This is a genomic window from Romboutsia timonensis (assembly GCF_900106845.1).
Taxonomy (GTDB): Bacteria; Bacillota; Clostridia; order Peptostreptococcales; family Peptostreptococcaceae; genus Romboutsia; species Romboutsia timonensis.
This window is the reverse complement of record NZ_LT629850.1, coordinates 1,777,386-1,795,019: the sequence shown is the minus strand read 5'-3', so window position 1 is coordinate 1,795,019 and position 17,634 is coordinate 1,777,386. Positions and strand designations below refer to the sequence as shown.

Annotated in this window: 19 protein-coding genes and 1 pseudogene; 17 read left to right on the top strand and 3 right to left on the bottom strand. The window is 26.9% G+C overall.

The window, feature by feature from the left end; all coding sequences use genetic code 11:
- The first annotated feature begins 14 nt into the window (after window positions 1-14).
- From pcp to BN7997_RS16410, 15 genes are all read left to right on the top strand, one after another.
- The gene (pcp, locus tag BN7997_RS11090; protein ID WP_071120845.1) at window positions 15-656 is read left to right on the top strand and encodes a pyroglutamyl-peptidase I; all 642 of its coding nucleotides are present in this window, start codon (window positions 15-17) and stop codon (window positions 654-656) included.
- The gene (locus tag BN7997_RS11085; RefSeq protein WP_071120844.1) at window positions 656-1,087 is read left to right on the top strand and encodes a gamma-glutamylcyclotransferase family protein; all 432 of its coding nucleotides are present in this window, start codon (window positions 656-658) and stop codon (window positions 1,085-1,087) included. Before pcp ends, BN7997_RS11085 begins: the two co-directional genes overlap by 1 nt.
- A gap of 168 nt (window positions 1,088-1,255) precedes the next feature.
- Complete coding sequence (locus BN7997_RS11080) at window positions 1,256-2,326, top strand: ABC transporter ATP-binding protein (protein WP_071120843.1); 1,071 nt, start codon at window positions 1,256-1,258, stop codon at window positions 2,324-2,326.
- Window positions 2,326-3,207 (top strand): carbohydrate ABC transporter permease, encoded by an 882-nt coding sequence (locus tag BN7997_RS11075; protein ID WP_071120842.1) that lies wholly within the window; start codon window positions 2,326-2,328, stop codon window positions 3,205-3,207. The genes BN7997_RS11080 and BN7997_RS11075 overlap by 1 nt, the downstream gene beginning before the upstream one ends.
- Window positions 3,208-3,215: 8 nt before the next feature.
- On the top strand, window positions 3,216-4,034 hold the full coding sequence (locus BN7997_RS11070) for a carbohydrate ABC transporter permease (RefSeq protein WP_071120841.1): 819 nt from the start codon (window positions 3,216-3,218) through the stop codon (window positions 4,032-4,034).
- Window positions 4,018-5,313 carry an MBL fold metallo-hydrolase gene (locus BN7997_RS11065; protein ID WP_071120840.1) on the top strand — a complete coding sequence of 432 codons (1,296 nt, stop codon included), beginning with the start codon at window positions 4,018-4,020 and terminating at the stop codon, window positions 5,311-5,313. The genes BN7997_RS11070 and BN7997_RS11065 overlap by 17 nt, the downstream gene beginning before the upstream one ends.
- Window positions 5,314-5,327: 14 nt before the next feature.
- The gene (locus BN7997_RS11060) at window positions 5,328-6,590 is read left to right on the top strand and encodes an ABC transporter substrate-binding protein (RefSeq protein ID WP_071120839.1); all 1,263 of its coding nucleotides are present in this window, start codon (window positions 5,328-5,330) and stop codon (window positions 6,588-6,590) included.
- A 297-nt stretch (window positions 6,591-6,887) separates the two neighbouring features.
- Window positions 6,888-8,399, top strand: a complete 1,512-nt coding sequence (locus BN7997_RS11055; protein WP_071120838.1) for a bifunctional metallophosphatase/5'-nucleotidase — start codon at window positions 6,888-6,890, stop codon at window positions 8,397-8,399.
- 294 nt (window positions 8,400-8,693) lie between these two features.
- A complete protein-coding gene (locus BN7997_RS11050; protein WP_083335098.1) occupies window positions 8,694-9,323 on the top strand; it encodes an IS110 family RNA-guided transposase in 630 nt (209 codons plus the stop codon).
- Between the two features lie 43 nt (window positions 9,324-9,366).
- On the top strand, window positions 9,367-9,495 hold the full coding sequence (locus tag BN7997_RS16240) for a tnpB (RefSeq protein ID WP_143023202.1): 129 nt from the start codon (window positions 9,367-9,369) through the stop codon (window positions 9,493-9,495).
- Window positions 9,496-9,510: 15 nt separating this feature from the next.
- Window positions 9,511-9,825, top strand: a complete 315-nt coding sequence (locus BN7997_RS11045) for an IS630 transposase-related protein (RefSeq protein WP_071120836.1) — start codon at window positions 9,511-9,513, stop codon at window positions 9,823-9,825.
- Window positions 9,818-10,855 carry a DUF4097 family beta strand repeat-containing protein gene (locus BN7997_RS11040; RefSeq protein ID WP_071120835.1) on the top strand — a complete coding sequence of 346 codons (1,038 nt, stop codon included), beginning with the start codon at window positions 9,818-9,820 and terminating at the stop codon, window positions 10,853-10,855. Before BN7997_RS11045 ends, BN7997_RS11040 begins: the two co-directional genes overlap by 8 nt.
- A gap of 526 nt (window positions 10,856-11,381) precedes the next feature.
- Window positions 11,382-11,690, top strand: a complete 309-nt coding sequence (locus BN7997_RS11035; protein ID WP_071120834.1) for a PadR family transcriptional regulator — start codon at window positions 11,382-11,384, stop codon at window positions 11,688-11,690.
- Window positions 11,691-11,702: 12 nt separating this feature from the next.
- Window positions 11,703-12,419, top strand: a complete 717-nt coding sequence (locus BN7997_RS11030; RefSeq protein WP_071120833.1) for a DUF1700 domain-containing protein — start codon at window positions 11,703-11,705, stop codon at window positions 12,417-12,419.
- Window positions 12,420-12,797: 378 nt separating this feature from the next.
- Window positions 12,798-12,890 carry a hypothetical protein gene (locus BN7997_RS16410; protein ID WP_083335147.1) on the top strand — a complete coding sequence of 31 codons (93 nt, stop codon included), beginning with the start codon at window positions 12,798-12,800 and terminating at the stop codon, window positions 12,888-12,890.
- Here BN7997_RS16410 and BN7997_RS11020 read toward each other — a convergent pair.
- The gene (locus BN7997_RS11020; RefSeq protein WP_071120831.1) at window positions 12,887-13,447 is read right to left on the bottom strand and encodes a hypothetical protein; all 561 of its coding nucleotides are present in this window, start codon (window positions 13,445-13,447) and stop codon (window positions 12,887-12,889) included. The genes BN7997_RS16410 and BN7997_RS11020 overlap by 4 nt on opposite strands.
- A gap of 556 nt (window positions 13,448-14,003) precedes the next feature.
- On the opposite strand from BN7997_RS11020, the gene BN7997_RS11010 reads away from it, so the two are divergent.
- Together BN7997_RS11010 and BN7997_RS11005 are read left to right on the top strand one after the other, a co-directional pair.
- The gene (locus tag BN7997_RS11010) at window positions 14,004-14,189 is read left to right on the top strand and encodes a (2Fe-2S)-binding protein (protein WP_071120829.1); all 186 of its coding nucleotides are present in this window, start codon (window positions 14,004-14,006) and stop codon (window positions 14,187-14,189) included.
- Window positions 14,190-14,776: 587 nt separating this feature from the next.
- Complete coding sequence (locus BN7997_RS11005) at window positions 14,777-16,165, top strand: MATE family efflux transporter (protein ID WP_071120828.1); 1,389 nt, start codon at window positions 14,777-14,779, stop codon at window positions 16,163-16,165.
- Between the two features lie 181 nt (window positions 16,166-16,346).
- Here BN7997_RS11005 and BN7997_RS16455 read toward each other — a convergent pair.
- Together BN7997_RS16455 and BN7997_RS11000 are read right to left on the bottom strand one after the other, a co-directional pair.
- Window positions 16,347-16,445, bottom strand: a pseudogene (locus BN7997_RS16455) (IS982 family transposase); the annotation flags it as partial.
- 84 nt (window positions 16,446-16,529) lie between these two features.
- Window positions 16,530-17,375 carry a hypothetical protein gene (locus tag BN7997_RS11000; RefSeq protein ID WP_071120827.1) on the bottom strand — a complete coding sequence of 282 codons (846 nt, stop codon included), beginning with the start codon at window positions 17,373-17,375 and terminating at the stop codon, window positions 16,530-16,532.
- Between the last annotated feature and the right edge of the window lie 259 nt (window positions 17,376-17,634).

The following is a 17,634-nucleotide window of genomic DNA, read 5'->3' as shown; positions in this document are numbered from 1 at the left end:
TAGGAGGCAATACTATGAAGATATTATTAACAGGATTTGATCCATTTGGAGGAGAGCCAGTAAATCCAGCTGAAGAAGCTGTGAAAATGGTTAGTGACAATATAAATGGAGCTGAAGTTATAAAAATAACTATACCAACAGTTAGAACTAAATCAGTTAAAGTAATTGAAGAAGCTATAGAGGCTCATAGCCCAGATATAGTAATATCTGTAGGACAAGCTGGAGGAAGATTTGATATAACTCCAGAAAGAGTTGCTATAAATATAGATGACTTTAGAATAAAAGATAATGAAGGAAACCAACCAACTGATGAAATGATACAAGAGGATGGTCAAGCAGCATACTTTAGTAATTTACCAGTAAAAGCAATGGTAAAGCATATGAACGACAACAATATACCAGCAACATTATCTAATACAGCAGGTACATTTGTATGTAACCATGTAATGTACGGAATATTATATATGATAGATAAGAAGTACCCTAATATAAAAGGTGGATTTATACACATACCTTACATGACTAGTCAAGTTATGGATAAGAAAAATACACCATTTATGTCTTTAGATGAAATAGTTAAAGGATTAGAACTTGCACTTGAGGCTTGTACTTTATACAACGAAGATATAAAAACTATAGGTGGAGAAATCTGCTAATGAAAAAAATAAATCTTTTTGTTTATGGAAGTTTAAGAGAAGGGTTCTTTAACTATGATAAATACTTAGCTGGAAAGGTAGTAGAAAAAAAGGATGCTATTCTTGAAAATATGAGATTATATCATATGCCTTATAAAGGATATCCAGCAATAACTCCAGGTAATGATAAAGTACTGGGTGAAATAATGGTTATAAATGAAGAAGAGTACGATGAAACTGTAAAGGATATGGATGAAATGGAAGGATTTATAAGTGAAAATAATCCAGAAAATGAATACCATAAGATAGTTTTAGAAGTGAAAAATCTTCAAACTAATGAAAAGGAAAAATGTTTCGTATACTTTTATAATAAAGATAAAGATAAAGTTTTTGATAGTGAATCAGTATATATTCCAAATGGAGATTGGAAAGAATATATGCTTACAAAATAAGTTTAAAATAAAAAATGCTAAGGCAAATTGCCTTAGCATTTTTTATTTTACTTACATGGATATATTACATCGATTGAAAATTAAATAAGAAAATTTAAAGTTAGAAAATAGATATAAATAAGATTACAAATTTGGAGCAATAATATATTTATGAGAGGTGATAAGGTTATGATACATATTAATAAACTGCAAAAAGTTTATGATAATGGATATGAAGCATTAAAAAGTATAAATCTTGAAATAAATGAAGGCGAGTTAGTATGTTTGTTAGGTCCTAGTGGGTGCGGTAAAACAACAATATTAAACTTATTAGCAGGATTATTAGACCCTACAAGTGGGGATATTAAATTTGATAATGAATCAGTTATAAACAAACATCCTAAAGACCGTAATATAGGACTTGTATTTCAAAATTATGCATTATATCCTCATATGACAGTTTTAGAAAATGTTATGTTTCCATTAACTGTTGGTAAAAAAAAGAAGCCAAAAGAAGAAGCTGAAAAAATAGCTAAAGAGTATATGAAAATAACTAGTATTGAAGAATTGGCAAATAAAAAACCTGGAGAGATGTCAGGTGGACAACAACAAAGGGTTGCAATAACAAGAGCTTTAGTTCAAAGTCCAAAAATTTTACTATTAGATGAGCCATTAAGTAACTTAGATGCAAGGCTAAGACTAAAGATAAGAGAGGAAATAAGAAGATTAGTAAAAGAGATAGGTATAACTACAATATTTGTAACCCATGACCAAGAAGAAGCTTTATCTATAAGTGATAGAATAGTTTTAATGAATCAAGGAATAGTACAACAATTTGATATACCACAAAATCTATATCTAGAGCCTGCAAACTTATTTGTTGCAAAGTTTATGGGTAATCCAATTATAAATATTTATGAGATGAATAAAGGAGGCAATGTTTTAGTTGGAGATGATTTTTCTATTGATTTAGGATTACTAAATGAAAGCAGAATAAAACAAAGTTTTAATGAAGATAAATATGTTGTAGGTATAAGACCTGAATATTTTATTTTAAGTGATACACCATTATTTAAAGGAAAAATTGAAACTGCTGAATTAATAGGAAAAGATTGTATATTAAATTTCAAAATTAACAATAAATTTTCTAAAGCAATTACAGATATAAATGAAGGTATATGTGAAAATGATAAAGTTGGATTTGATATAGATTATAACGGCATTTATATATTTAAAGAAGACGGAACGAGGGTTTACTAATGAAGAAATTAAAATATAGTGCAGAAAATTCACCACAAGCATGGTTATACTTATTACCTGCTTTAATTATAATTCTAGTATTTCATGTATATCCATTAATAAAAACTTTTATTATATCTTTTGAAAAAGGAACTTTAAATAATTTAGTGTTTAATGGAATTAGAAATTATCAAATTGTATTAAGTGATCCTAAATTTCATAAAGCAATATTAAATACAACCTTATATTCTTTTACGGTAGTACCAGTAGGTGTTATTATTGCAATGATTATATCGTTAATTATTTTTGAAAAAATCAAACATAAAGATATATTTGAAACTATATTTTTTATACCTTATTTAACAAGTATTATAGCAGTAGGTATAGTATTTAGATTTTTATTAAATAAGGACTATGGATTTATAAATTATATACTAAGTTTTATAAATGTAGGACCAATAAATTTCTTAGATGACCCTAAGATGAGTATGTTTACATTGATTATATTTGGAATATGGTCAGGTCTTGCATTTAATATAATAATATTAATTTCTGGACTTAGAAATGTAGATAAAAATTATTACAAGGTTGCAGATATGTTTGGTGCAACTAAAACAGAGCAGTTTTTTAGAATAACATTACCTCAAATGATACCGATTATTACATTCTTATTAATGATTAATTTTATAAATGCATTTAAGGTATATGCACAAGTATTTGCAATATTTAATGGTAAAGCTGGTATTGCAGATAGTGCGACTACAGCAGTATTTTATATATTTAATAAATTCTATGTTGAATACCGTTATGGTCAAGGTATGGCAGCTGCAGTTATATTATTTATACTTATACTGATATTTACAATGATTCAAAATTATGTACTAAAGAAAATATCTAAGTAGGTGAAAATATGGGAAAAGTTAGTTCAATTTTAGAAAAAATATTTGTAGTTATTATGGCATTGATAACATTATTTCCATTTGTTTATATGATTTTATCAAGTTTAATGACTTTTCAAGAAGCAACGAGTGTACCTCCTACATTGTTTCCAAAATCTTTTCAGTGGCAAAACTTTAGAGAAGCAATGAAGCAAGCACCTTTTGCTAGATATTTCTTAAATACCATATTTGTAGCAGGAATATCAACACTTGGTACATTAATAACTTCAGTACTTGCAGCTTTTGCATTAGTTAAATTAGAATTTAAATTTAAAAACATATTATCAGGTGCATTGGTTACATTACTAATGGTACCATATGAAGTTACGGTTTTTACTAACTATCAAACAATAGCAAGGTTAGGGTTATTAGATACTTATACAGCACTTATTGTACCATCACTTGCAAGTGTATTTTATATATTTTACTTAAGAGGATATGTTTCAAGTATTCCTATGTCATATTATAAAGCAGCTAAGGTAGATGGATGTAGTGATTTAGAATTTATTACTAGAATTTTAGTTCCGCTTATAAAACCATCATTATTTACAATGGGAATATTAAGTTTTATAGGTGGATGGAATTCTTTTTTATGGCCAATACTTGTAACTAATAGCAAAGAAATGAGATTACTTAGTAATGGACTAAGTGCCTTTGCTACAGAAAGTGGTACAAATGTGCAATTACAAATGGCTGCATCAACAATAGCTATAGTACCAATACTGATTATATACTTAATATTTAGAAAAGAAATAATTAAAGGAGTTGCAAGCAGTGGTATTAAAGGATAAAAAAACAAAAATAACTTTTCATAATGGAATACTAACAATTGGAGGAACTATTATAGAAATTGTATATGAAGATAGCCATATATTCTTTGATTTTGGAAGCGAATATAATCCAAGTGCATCTTTTCAACCATCTAACTTACAAGAACTGTTAGATGAAAAATTAGTTCCTTATTTAAATAATATGTATGATCCAAGCATTGAACTTAAAGGATATAAATCAGGTGAAGATAATTTTAAGCATACTGCGGTATTTTTATCTCACATGCATTTAGATCATTCAAAAATTATTAATTATTTAAATCCAACTATTCCTTTATATACATTAGAAGGAACAAAATCATTACTTAATACACTAAATATAAATGATGATTTTTTATTCCCTCTTCATAATAAAAAAGATTCTAATACTAGAGAAATAATTGGAGTTAAAGAAAATGAAGTAATTGAAGTAGGCAAAATAAAAGTAAAAGTAATGCCAGTAGACCATGATGCTTATGGTGCTTGTGGATTACTAATTAAAACACCAGATTTAGTGATTTCTTATACTGGAGATATAAGACTTCATGGTTATAGAAAAGAAGATACACTAAAGTTTTGTAAAGAAAGTGAAAACTGTGATGTTTTATTAATCGAAGGTGTTACAGTTTCTTTTAAAGATTTTGAAGATGAAGAGAATGAAAATGATTTATGTAATGAAAATGATTTAATAAAAAGAGTAAATGATATAGTAAATAATAATCCTAATAAGCAGATAACATTTAATTATTATATTTCTAATATAGAAAGGATTTTAAATATAATAAAAACAAATCCTAGAAAAGTTGTTTTAGATGCATATTATTCTTATGTATTAAAAGAAGCTACTAATTATGAATCTTATTATTATACATTAGACGATAAAGATTATGGATTAAATCCAGAATATGAAATTAAATTTGAAGAGTTATTAAATGATGAAAGTGAGTATATGTGGCAATTAGATAAAAATTCACTTAAACAATTTAATAAACTAAAAAAAGGTGGAATATATATCCACTCAAATGCAGTACCTTTAGGTCCTTATGACCCAAGTTATGAACCATTTGTAAATAAATTTAAAAAACATAATATAGAATTTATAACAGTATCATGTAGTGGACATGCTCATCCAAAGGATTTAATAAAAATAATAAATTTAATTAAACCAAAGCTATTAGTACCAATTCACTCATATAAGCCAGAGAAACTTTATAATGAGCATGGAGAAAGATTATTACCAAAGAAAAATCAAACTATTTAAGGAGGAAGAATATAATGAAGTTTAAAAAAATATTACCATTAGCTATATCTTTAAGTTTAATGGCAGGATGTTCAGGAAAAAAACAATCAGCTACACCAACTAATGAAGAAATAGTTACTGAAATAAAAAATCCAGTTGAAATAACTTTTTGGCATGCAATGAATGGTGACCAAGAAAAATCATTACAAGGATTAGTTGATAATTTTCAAAAAGAAAATCCTAATATAAAAGTAATTCTTCAAAATCAATCAAGTTATCCTGATTTACAACAAAAGATAACAGCAACAACAGCAAGTCCAAAGGATTTACCAACTATGACACAAGCTTATCCAGATTGGTTGTTAAATGCTATAGATGAAAATTTAGTACTTGATTTAAAACCTTATATAGAAAATGAAACTTTAAAATTTGACAACTACGATGATATAGTAAAAGGGTTTAGAGAAGCATCAACATTAGATGGAAAAATATATGGAATTCCCTTTAATAAATCTACTGAAGTTTTATGGTACAACAAAACTTTATTTGATAAATTAAATTTAAAAGTTCCAAAAACATATGAAGAATTTAAAGATGTAGCAGAAGATATAAAAGAAAAAGCAAATATAGTTGGTGGTGGATTTGATTCATTAAGTAATTATTACACAACATATTTAAAAAATGAGGGTGTAACATTTGACTCAAAACTAGACCCAACTAGTGATAAATCAGAAAAAGCAGTTGATTATTATCTAGATGGTGTAAAGAAAGGATATTTTAGAATAGCAGGAACAGACAAATACTTATCAGCTCCTTTTGGAAATGAAACAATAGCTATGTTTGTAGGATCTAATGCAAGTGAAACTTTTGTAAAACAAGGTGTTAATAATAAATTTGAAATAGGCGTTGCTCCATATCCAGCTAAAGAAGTAATGCAACAAGGAACAGATTTATTTGTATTTAATAGTGCTACAGCTGAACAAAAAACAGCAGCATATGAATTCTTAAAATTTTTAACAACAAAAGATAATCAAATAACTTGGGCTACACAAACTGGATATATACCTGTTAGAGAAAGTGCTATAAATTCTGATGAATACAAAAATACAGGAAGTTTAATAGCTCCAATTATAGCAGATGCAACTAAAAACTTATTTACAAATCCTCTTGTAAAAGGTATGGATAGTGCATATAGAGAATCAAATACAGTATTAGAATCAATATTAGCAGAGAAAAATCCAGATGTTAAATCAAAATTAGAAGCATTTAAATCTACTTTAATGTCTATTTGGGAATAAAAAATAGTTAGGGCGTTTCTTAAAACAGGATTACGCCCTGTTTTTACGCTTAAGGATATTATAATACTTTAAAAAATGTGGATAACTTATGAATGTAAGTAATATGAATAAATTGTTTTTGAGCGTAAAAAAGATTTTGAAATACTTCGCCCACGCAGTGGCTCAAGCAACGGACGAAGTCGTTGGCGACATGAAGTGTTTCGCCGACACGTCGCTCAAGCGAAGCGAATTTTATATTATAGATTATAAATTATCTTATTTGTAAAAATATTAGATTTTGATAAAAGGAGTAAAACTATGAAAATTGTTATATATCAGACTAGTGACTTACATGGATATATTTATCCTACAAATTATGTAAATGATCAACCACTAGGTTTTTTAAAAATTGCTAGTTATATATTAAATGATGAAAAAAATTATGATGCATCTTTAAAGATTGACTGTGGTGATTTAGTTCAAGGCTCAGCACTTACACATTTTTTATCTAAACAAGCTATAGAAGAAAACCCTATAATAAAAGGATTAGAAGCTATAAACTATAATGCCTATGTACTTGGAAATCATGAATTTAATTATGGACTTAGCTATTTAAAAAATGCATATGATAAAATTTCCGATAAAGTAATAAATGCTAATATAAAAGGATTGCCTTTTAATACTAAACCATATGAAATATTTGATTTTAATGGTTTTAAAGTAGGGTGTATAGGTTTTACAACTGTTTATATACCTAATTGGGAACAAGAAGCAAATATAAAAGATTTAGAATTTCTAGATGTAGTTAAACAATATGCTAAATATGAAAAAGAATTAAAAGAAAACTGTGATTTTATAATAGTTTGTTATCATGGTGGATTTGAAAAAAGCTTAGATGAAAATATGACTCCAACAGAAGCTTTAACAAAAGAAAACCAAGGAAGTGAGCTTTTAGAAAATTTTGACTCAATAAATATGATATTAAGTGGTCATCAACATCGTTCATTTATAACTAAGATAAAAGATGTAATTTGTTCTCAACCAATGCATAATGGTCAAAGCTTTACTAAGGTAGTTATTGATACAGAAAGTAATGATATATCTTATGAATTGGTAGATGTTAGTAAATTAAATGATGACATAGATGATAAATTAGAAAATATATTTACTCAAACAAAAAAGGATTTAGAGGTTTACTTAGATAAAATTATCGGTGAATTTGATAAGGATATTAAGGTTGATGATATATTCTTAGCAAGATTAAAAGGTCATCCATTTATAAATTTCCTACATCAAGTACAGTTAGATGTTTCTGGTGCTGATTTTTCTGCATTATCAGTATTTGATAGTGCTATGGGATTTAGTAAAAAAATATCGGTTAGAGATGTCTTAATAAATTATCCATATCCTAATACTTTAAAAGTGCTAGAAGTTACAGGTGAAAAATTAAAAGAAGCTATAGAAAAGAGTGCAACTTATTTTGTTGTTGAAGATGGAAAAGTAGGAATAAATAAAGATTTTCTGCATCCTAAAGTTCAACACTATAACTATGATACTTTTGGAGGATTAGAATATAAGATAGATTTATCAAGAGATTTTTATGATAGAGTTGTTTATATGAAAAAAGATGGTGAAGATATTTCTATGGATAAGACTTATACAATAGTTTTAAATAATTATAGAGCTAGTAATACTTCTATATATCCAGCATATAAAGGTTGTAAGGTTGTTAAAGAAATTAATTTAGATATGAGTGAAATAATACTTGATTATATTCAAAAGCATAAAAAGATTGTTGTTGATGAAAAACCAAATTATTTTATAAACTAAATACTTATAATTAAACTTTAAAGTTTTTAATCGAGCTCTCTTTTTTAGAGAGCTTTTTTACGCACAAGGAAAAAACATTAAACTTTGTTTCACAAGCTATAATGAAAATGATTGTTTTGTAATGGCTTCGCCTATAATCAATATAAAGCGAGTAATAAACCTTGAATATAATGTAGTAATACGATTCTTACAAGGAAACTAGGAATAGTAGCTGATAAGAACAAGATATTGTGCAAATAGCACGTGTAGGAATTTTTTTAGGACAGTTACTATAAATTCGCTTTATATCTTGTTATGGAGGTAACTATGGATGCAATCGTAGAAAGATGTGCTGGGTTAGATGTTCATTTGGATACAGTGGTAGCATGTGTTTTATATGGTAAATTAGATATAAAACCTAAAAAAGAAGTAAAGACATTTTCTACAACTACTAAAGGATTGTTAGAATTATTGGATTTCATAAATCAGAAAGAATGTACTCATGTAGCTATGGAAAGTACAGGAATCTATTGGAAGCCTGTATGGAATATACTTGAAAGCGGAGCTTTTGACTTAATAGTAGCAAATGCTAAAAAAATAAAAAATGTACCGGGAAGAAAAACAGATGTCAAAGATGCAGAATGGATAGCTAGCTTATTAAGATGCGGTTTAATAGAAAAAAGCTTTGTACCACCAGAGAGAATTCGAGATTTAAGGGATTTAACTAGGTTAAGAAAAGAATTGTTAGGTGAAGTTAATAGAAATAAAAATAGAATCCATAAGGTGTTACAAGATGCAAATATAAAAATATCAAGTGTACTTTCAGATGTATTTGGAGAAACTGGAAAATCTATTTTAAATCAAATAATAGGTAATCAATGTATCACAGAAGAATTTATTTATTCATTGTATGAAGGAAGAGGAAAATCAAAGTTAANAACTTAATAATAAAGGTATGAAAATTATTAAATAAGTTAACAAATATAATATGAGTTATGATATAAAGTTTAAACAAAGAGCAGTAGAATACCAAAGAGAAGGCCATACTTACAAAGAAACCTGTAAAGTATTTATAGTAAACGAACTTAATAATAAAGGTATGAAAATTATTAAATAAGTTAACAAATATAATATGAGTTATGATATAAAGTTTAAACAAAGAGCAGTAGAATACCAAAGAGAAGGCCATACTTACAAAGAAACTTGTAAAGTATTTAAAATATCTGAAACAACACTAACTAGGTGGATAAATAAAGAAAAGGAAGGTAAATTAGGTGAAGTAAAAATACAGGTTAGAAAACCAAAAAAGATTTATCCAGAAAAGTTAATTAAATATATAGAAAAACATCCAGATGCATATTTAGTTGAGNGTATAAAAAAGGAAGAAATAGAAAGGCATGATGAAACAATAATTAAAGATAAGGATGGAGGAGAATTAGATGAATAAAAAACGTATAGTTACAGGTGTTGGTGTAGTTCTTCTTATAACAGGTATTGTAGGTAGTATATGGTCGGGAATAGAAGTAATGCCAAAGTTAATAAATGATGCTCAAGCTATGCAGAATAATTTAAATCAACAAGAGGTTTTGTATAAGGGAAAAATAGACTTGGCAAAGTTAAATATAAATTCTAAAGTAAGTAACATAATAATAAAAAAATATGATGGAAAAGATGTTATAGTTGAAAGGAGTGGAAATAAAAACTTAAGTACAATAACTACCAAAGAAAGTGGTAGTGAATTAACTATAGATGAAGAGTTCAATAATAACAATAGTAACTTAGGAAAAAGTATAGATGATATAGTTAGATATTTAGTAGATGAATTATATACATCTCATAATTCAGATATAACAGTTTATATTCCTGAAAATATAGATATAAATGTAAATACAAATAATGGTGGACTATATATTAATGGTGTCAATGCTAATAATTTAAATTTTAATACACAATATGGAAATATATCATTAAGTGAAAATAGTAATATAAAAACTCTAAATATAAAATCTAATTCTGATATATCTTTAAAAGTTAGGGAGGTATATTGTATAGATAATTTAAGTATAGAATCAAATTATGTAAATATATATGAGGGAACTTTTGTAGAAGATGAATCTAAAATTCCAGAAAGTATTAAAATATTGGCACAAGGTAGTTATGATAATAGTGTTAATATAAATACAAACTTACCAATAGCTAAAAATCTTGATATTACTTCAGAGGAAAATGTAGATTTAAAGTTACCTATATTAGATTATAAATTTAATTTTGATATAAAAACTTCAAATAGTATATCTTTTGATGAAAATAGTGTAAGTAAATATTTAGGTACTTCTTTAGAAAATTATATTAACTCTAATAATACAGAACATATACTTAACGAAAAAAGCTTTAAAGGATTGATAAATGAGAACCTTATAAATAATCCTACAGAATATTTTGTTAATATAAGAAGTGCAAATGTAAAGTTCAATTAATCTATTGTATTAATTCGAAATATTTTCAAAGAGAGTTGATTAATTTTAAAAAATAATATTCAAAATAAGTGAGTGGGTAGATAATTTTGGTATAGAATACACAAAATGAGAATGTCTATAGATTTGTGTAAATAAGATTTTTTATAATTTATATTACTGGAAATTTTAAATTCCAGTAATATTTTTTTATTTTTGAGAAATACTAATACTGGAATTCTTTACACAATTATTATGTNAAAATTTTTTGTGGATAACCTATGAATATAAATAATATCAATAACTTTAGAAATGTAAAAAATAACATTTTAAAATACTTCGCCCACGCAGTGGCTCAAGCAACGTATGTGACTGAAGTGGTAGCGAGTGTCATATCGTTGGCGACATGAGCGAAGCGAATTTTTATATAATAATGTATAAAAAAAGTATTGTGTATCACACAGTACTATGTTAATATAATTAGCAGGTAGTGTGTAATGCACAGTACTATGTAATTAATTTAAAGAAACACATAAGAAAGGAGTAATTAATGAATACTCAATTTAGAAAAGGAGTTCTTGAAATTTGTGTCCTTACTTTAATATCTAAAAAAGATATGTATGGATATGAAATAGTTCAAAATATATCAAAAGTTATTGAAGTAAATGAGGGAACAATATACCCAATACTAAGAAGGCTTACAAAAGAGGGATATTTTGAAACTTATATACTAGAATCAAATGAAGGGCCAGCGAGAAAATATTACAAAATAACACCTGAAGGAATTGAAAACTTAAATAGATTAAAAAGCGAATGGAATGAATTTGTATATGCAGTAAATACATTTTTAAATGATTAAGGAGGAATTGAATTGAAGAAAGAGGATTTTTTAGAAATTTTAAGAGATTATCTTAAGAAAGGTTTTTCTGAAGATGAAGTTATGGATATATTAAGAGATTATGAAGAGTACTTTGTAGATGGAATAATTGAAGGTAAAAGTGAAATTGAAATAATTCAATCATTGGGTTCACCAAAGGAAATTGCAAATGAACTATTAGCCGAAAGTAATATAAAAAGTGAAAATAAGGTTAAAGGAAAAGTAGAAAACTTTTTTATAGAAGCAAAAGGAAAATTTAAATCAGGATTAAATAAATTTAAGGTAAACTTAAATGATAAAGAACATGTAAAATCAAGAAAGAAAATAGAAATTTTACAAGTATTACTTACTATAATACTATTACCATTTGCATTTGCTATAGTATGTTCAACTATTGGAGTAGGAATAGGTCTTATAGGTTCGTTAATTGCATTAGTTATAGGAACTCCTTTTGCAATTAGTTTAACGAATGTAATGCCAGAAGTTAAAACATTAATAATATTTTTATTTATAGCTTATATAGGATTTGAAATACTAATATGGCAATTATTTATTGCAGTTGTAAGATTAGAAAAAAAAGCATTTAAAATATATATAACATGGATTAAAACAAATCAATTATATATAGATGGAAGTATAAAAAAGGAAGAAATAGAAAGGCATGATGAAACAATAATTAAAGATAAGGATGGAGGAGAATTAGATGAATAAAAAACGTATAGTTACAGGTGTTGGTGTAGTTCTTCTTATAACAGGTATTGTAGGTAGTATATGGTCGGGAATAGAAGTAATGCCAAAGTTAATAAATGATGCTCAAGCTATGCAGAATAATTTAAATCAACAAGAGGTTTTGTATAAGGGAAAAATAGACTTGGCAAAGTTAAATATAAATTCTAAAGTAAGTAACATAATAATAAAAAAATATGATGGAAAAGATGTTATAGTTGAAAGGAGTGGAAATAAAAACTTAAGTACAATAACTACCAAAGAAAGTGGTAGTGAATTAACTATAGATGAAGAGTTCAATAATAACAATAGTAACTTAGGAAAAAGNTATTTTTACCACCATATTCTCCAAATTTAAATCCTATAGAAAAGTATTGGGCAACATTAAAGAAAAATTTGAAAAAAATAACTAAAAATAACAAGAGCCTTGAAGAATCTATTTACGAACTTTTTTAAGTTCGACTACTATATCTTAAATTATCATCAGATAGGCTTGTACCACTTTCATCTATATTAGCTAGATACAATCTATCATTGTGAACTAACATAGCTCTTGATGAAGTTCCCTTAAGATTTCCCTCAGGATAAACATCTGATTTTGTTTCTATCCAATCTACACCATTTGTTGATTTGTATATTTTTACTGTTGATATTGTAGCTCCTGCTGCATAAAGTGCTTCATTTGCACCGTATGCCTTATAATTTATCATATATCTAAATCCATATACATTGCTATCCTCTGGTGCTTTAAATACTTTTTGCCACTTTTCTGATCCATCTTTTCTATATCTCCATATTTCAGCCCTATTATCCATATCTAATGGATCTATAGAAATAGGTAGATTTATATCATTAAAATAAACTTTAAGCAATGTTGCTATTATATTTCTGCCTGTGCCTACATATATATAATCACCTAACTCAGAAATGGACCAAGCATAATTATTTTGTCTAGCATTCAATGGATTATTAATGCATAATCCATTTACATCTGATATTCTTATAAAACCCATCTACATCAACCTTTCAATTTTATATTGAGTAACATTTATAAAATGCTCTCTAATATAAATATATTCTTAATTTGTCAAATAGTTACCTTTTATGTCGTTAATAATATTAAATAAAAAATACATATAAGTATTTTTTACGTACAAGGAAATTATTATATAAAAATTTTTTGCAGATGACTTATGGATATAAATAATATCAATAGTTTCAGAAACGTAAAAAATGACATTTTGAAATGCTTCGCCAACGCAGTGGCTCAAGCAACGGATGTGACCGAAATGCTTCGCCAACACGTTGCTCAAAGTGGTAGCGAGTGTCATATCGTTGGCGAAATGAAGTGTTTCGCCGACACGTCGCTCAGGCGAAGCGATTTTTTATTAGCTGGTCTTATAGGTAATTCTTAGTGTATAAATAGTAAAGCTATAATAAACAAATATCCTCATATTACCATAGATAGATTATGTATAAAAATGTAGGAATTTTATTAAAATATATATGTTAAAAATGTGTTATATGTTGTAAATAATTGGGTATAAACTAAATGGAGGTAAAATATTTATGAACAAAGATGAAAAAGTATGTTACTGCTTTAATGTAACTGTAGGAGATATAGAAAAAGCTATAAATGAAGGTGCAGATTCTTTAGGTGCAGTTCAACAAGCTACAAAAGCAGGTTCTGGATGTGGTAGATGTAGTGCAAATGTAGAAAAAGTAACTTTAGAATTATTAAAAGAAAATAAATAATTATACAAATAACCTGTCGTAAAACACGACAGGTTATTTTGTTTACTTAATATTTAAATTTATTTATAAGTTTTCATATTATAGAAAATATGACTGCTCTGTATACAATATTTAAACTTATGCATATAATGACAATAAACTTATAAAGATTACTAAAGTTATTTGTTTAATTATAAGGAGTATAAAAAAGGTTGCAATAACAACTAATTAGTAATATAATAAAAAATAGTTAGCTATGCAACTATTTTTGAGCAACGGATGTATTCGTAACGGAAGCAAGGATATATCGTTGGCGAAATGAGCAAAGCGAAATTTTTACGTCTAAGGATATTATAATACTTTAAAATATATATAACTTCTGAATTTAAGCAATATCAATTAACTGATTTTGAGCGTAAAAAAGGTTTTGAAATACTTTAAATTGTACTTAACTGACAAGTCAAAAGATATGGAAGAAAACATAAAAAGTATATAATACGAATGGGAAAATAATATCTCAAAAGAGATTTCACACGAAGAAGTAGATTTTTTACTTACTGTGTTAAAGAAAATATGTATAAGTCAAAATATTAAATAGGAGGTTTAAGATGAAAGATAATCAGCAAATTTTAGGTACAGAGCCTATAGGAAAATTACTGATAAAATATTCTGTTCCAGCTATTATAGGTATGATAGTGAACGGATTATACAATGTAGTAGATAGAATATTTATAGGAAACATTCCAGGAGTTGGTCCACTTGCTATAACAGGGCTTGGTGTTACTATGCCTATTATGACTATAATAATGGCATTTGGTATGTTAATAGGTATAGGTACGACAACAAACATATCTATTAAATTAGGTCAAGGTAAAAAAGAAGAGGCAGAAAAGTTAATAGGTAATGCAATTACATTAGCTATAATAGTAGGTTTATTAATATCTGTTTTTGGGTTAATATTTGAAAATCAAATACTTAACATGTTTGGAGCTAGTGAAGGTAGTTTACCTTATGCAAAAGCATATATAAACATAATATTATTAGGTAGTGTATTTAACTTATTAGGGTTTGTTTTTAACAATGCCATAAGAGGAGATGGAAACCCTAAACTTTCTGCAACGATAATGGTTGTAGGGTGCCTTACTAATATAGTATTAGATGCTTTATTTATAATGGTTCTTAAGATGGGAATACAAGGTGCAGCGATTGCCACTATAACATCTCAATTTATAACTAGTATATGGGGATTATCGTATTATTTAAGAGGAAAATCAAATTTAAAGTTTAGAAAAACTAGTTTAAAATTAGATAAATCTTTAGTAGCATCAATATTTGCAATAGGATCTGCGCCATTTGCAATGCAAATAGCTGCAAGTTGTGTTCAAATAATATGTAATAATTCACTTAAAACATACGGTGGAGACTTAGCTATAGGTGCTATGGCTACTATAAACTCTGTAATAATGATGGTAGGGATGCCAATAGTTGGTATAAGTCAAGGAGCTCAACCTATAATAGGATTTAATTACGGTGCTAAAAAGTATGATAGAGCTCATAAGGCTCTTAAAATATGTGCAACAGCTGCAACAATAGGATTATCTATTGGATGGTTATTAGTTCAATTAGTACCAGGACCAATTGTAAGTATGTTTAATAGTGATGCAGAACTTGTAAGTATATCAGTAGATGGAATTAGAAAATACTTAAGTATGATGCCATTAATAGGGGTATCAATGATAGGTTCAAACTATTTCCAAGCAATTGGTAAAGCTAAACATGCTATGGTATTAAGTTTACTTAGACAGGTAATATTATTAGTTCCTATGATGTTAATATTGCCTAGAATATTAGGATTAAATGGTGTTTGGTTTGCTCAACCAATAGCAGACCTTATATCATTTGTAGTTACTGCAGTATTACTAGTTAAAGAAGTGAAATCAGATAAAATAGAAACAAATGATAAAGTAGAATCAGAAATTATATCACTAGAGGTATAATTTTGTTAATGATAAATTTTTTATATATTTTTAAATAATAATATAATATGAACTTGAAAGTAGGAGGTATACTCCTACTTTTTTATTTATTAATCTGTTGTGCTAGTTAAAATTATTTTCCAAATAAAGTAAATTGATTTTTTCAAAAACAATCTCCCATAAAGATTAGTATTTGTAAATATTAACCAAATACTAATCTTTTTATCTTAGCCATAGAATCATCATTTTTCATCAATTTATTTATTAGAAATGAAATATTATGAGCTAAAACTTTTATTGAGGNCACAAAATTATCTATACACTCTTTTATTGCATTACGTGATAGATTTTAAGATTAATCTAAAGTTTATTTCTCTATTTATTATTAATATTTTGGTAGTTGAGTAAATACAAATTGTATAGCTTCATTAATGCTATCTTTATAATCTTCTAAATCATTAATATAGCATCTTATAGTTTCATATATTTCATCGTAATCAAAAGATTCATCTTCAATATCGTATTCACAATCATATTTACCTTTCCAAACTTCTAATCCTTCATATGGATTTGCTGTTCCTATATATAAATCATTTTGTGAATCTACAAAAAGTATTCTTCCTCCATAATTGTATCTATTATTAAATCCATCTAAAAAAACTGGGTCAAAGTGTATACCATCTGATGATGAATATAATGAAAATCCAAATGGATATCCTATTTTATTTAATATTTTTGTAATTGCTTCATAAATTTCAATTAGAATTTCTGTTACATGAGGAGATACTGGTAAATTATCTCTATTTGCTAATAAAAGCTCTAATATTAATTGCATATTTATAGCATCATCAAAAGTAGTTATATATAATTTATCATTATATTCTTGGATTTGCCATGCATAAACATTAAATGGATTATTAAATCCTGAATACATACCTGATTTACCATTTTTACCTACTACCATTTCCCATTTATCATGTTTATCTATTCTTATTACATCACATCCCATAGGTATTGCCCAAGAAATAGGTAATTTTTTTGTTCCACTTACATAAAGATGGTTTTTAAAGACTCCCATAGATAATGTGATTTTATTGTTTGGATTTTCAAATCCATTATCAACTACTAGTGTCCATCCATTAAATTCAGGTTCATCTGAGTCTGTTCTCCATACTTGTACTCCATTATCTGAGCTGGTTGCTATATATATACGATTATTAAAAACAGCCATATTAGTTATTCCACCTTGAGGATTTTTACTTGGGTCATAATTTGGAGTTGTAGGATCAAATATTTCTAATTCCCAAGGATAAAACTCGGGGTCTTTATTACTATATAAAAGTGTTCCTTCTGTTTTATATAGTAAACGAACTTAATAATAAAGGTATGAAAATTATTAAATAAGTTAACAAATATAATATGAGTTATGATATAAAGTTTAAACAAAGAGCAGTAGAATACCAAAGAGAAGGCCATACTTACAAAGAAAC

Excerpts from the sequence above, each read along its gene's own strand:
- pcp (WP_071120845.1), top strand. The coding sequence starts at position 15 with ATGAAGATATTATTAACAGGATTTGATCCATTTGGAGGAGAGCCAGTA.
- BN7997_RS11085 (WP_071120844.1), top strand. The coding sequence starts at position 656 with ATGAAAAAAATAAATCTTTTTGTTTATGGAAGTTTAAGAGAAGGGTTC.
- BN7997_RS11080 (WP_071120843.1), top strand. The coding sequence starts at position 1,256 with ATGATACATATTAATAAACTGCAAAAAGTTTATGATAATGGATATGAA.
- BN7997_RS11075 (WP_071120842.1), top strand. The coding sequence starts at position 2,326 with ATGAAGAAATTAAAATATAGTGCAGAAAATTCACCACAAGCATGGTTA.
- BN7997_RS11070 (WP_071120841.1), top strand. The coding sequence starts at position 3,216 with ATGGGAAAAGTTAGTTCAATTTTAGAAAAAATATTTGTAGTTATTATG.
- BN7997_RS11060 (WP_071120839.1), top strand. The coding sequence starts at position 5,328 with ATGAAGTTTAAAAAAATATTACCATTAGCTATATCTTTAAGTTTAATG.
- BN7997_RS11055 (WP_071120838.1), top strand. The coding sequence starts at position 6,888 with ATGAAAATTGTTATATATCAGACTAGTGACTTACATGGATATATTTAT.
- BN7997_RS16240 (WP_143023202.1), top strand. The coding sequence starts at position 9,367 with ATGAGTTATGATATAAAGTTTAAACAAAGAGCAGTAGAATACCAAAGA.
- BN7997_RS11040 (WP_071120835.1), top strand. The coding sequence starts at position 9,818 with ATGAATAAAAAACGTATAGTTACAGGTGTTGGTGTAGTTCTTCTTATA.
- BN7997_RS11035 (WP_071120834.1), top strand. The coding sequence starts at position 11,382 with ATGAATACTCAATTTAGAAAAGGAGTTCTTGAAATTTGTGTCCTTACT.
- BN7997_RS11020 (WP_071120831.1), bottom strand. The coding sequence starts at position 13,447 with ATGGGTTTTATAAGAATATCAGATGTAAATGGATTATGCATTAATAAT.
- BN7997_RS11010 (WP_071120829.1), top strand. The coding sequence starts at position 14,004 with ATGAACAAAGATGAAAAAGTATGTTACTGCTTTAATGTAACTGTAGGA.
- BN7997_RS11005 (WP_071120828.1), top strand. The coding sequence starts at position 14,777 with ATGAAAGATAATCAGCAAATTTTAGGTACAGAGCCTATAGGAAAATTA.
- BN7997_RS11000 (WP_071120827.1), bottom strand. The coding sequence starts at position 17,375 with ATGGCTGTTTTTAATAATCGTATATATATAGCAACCAGCTCAGATAAT.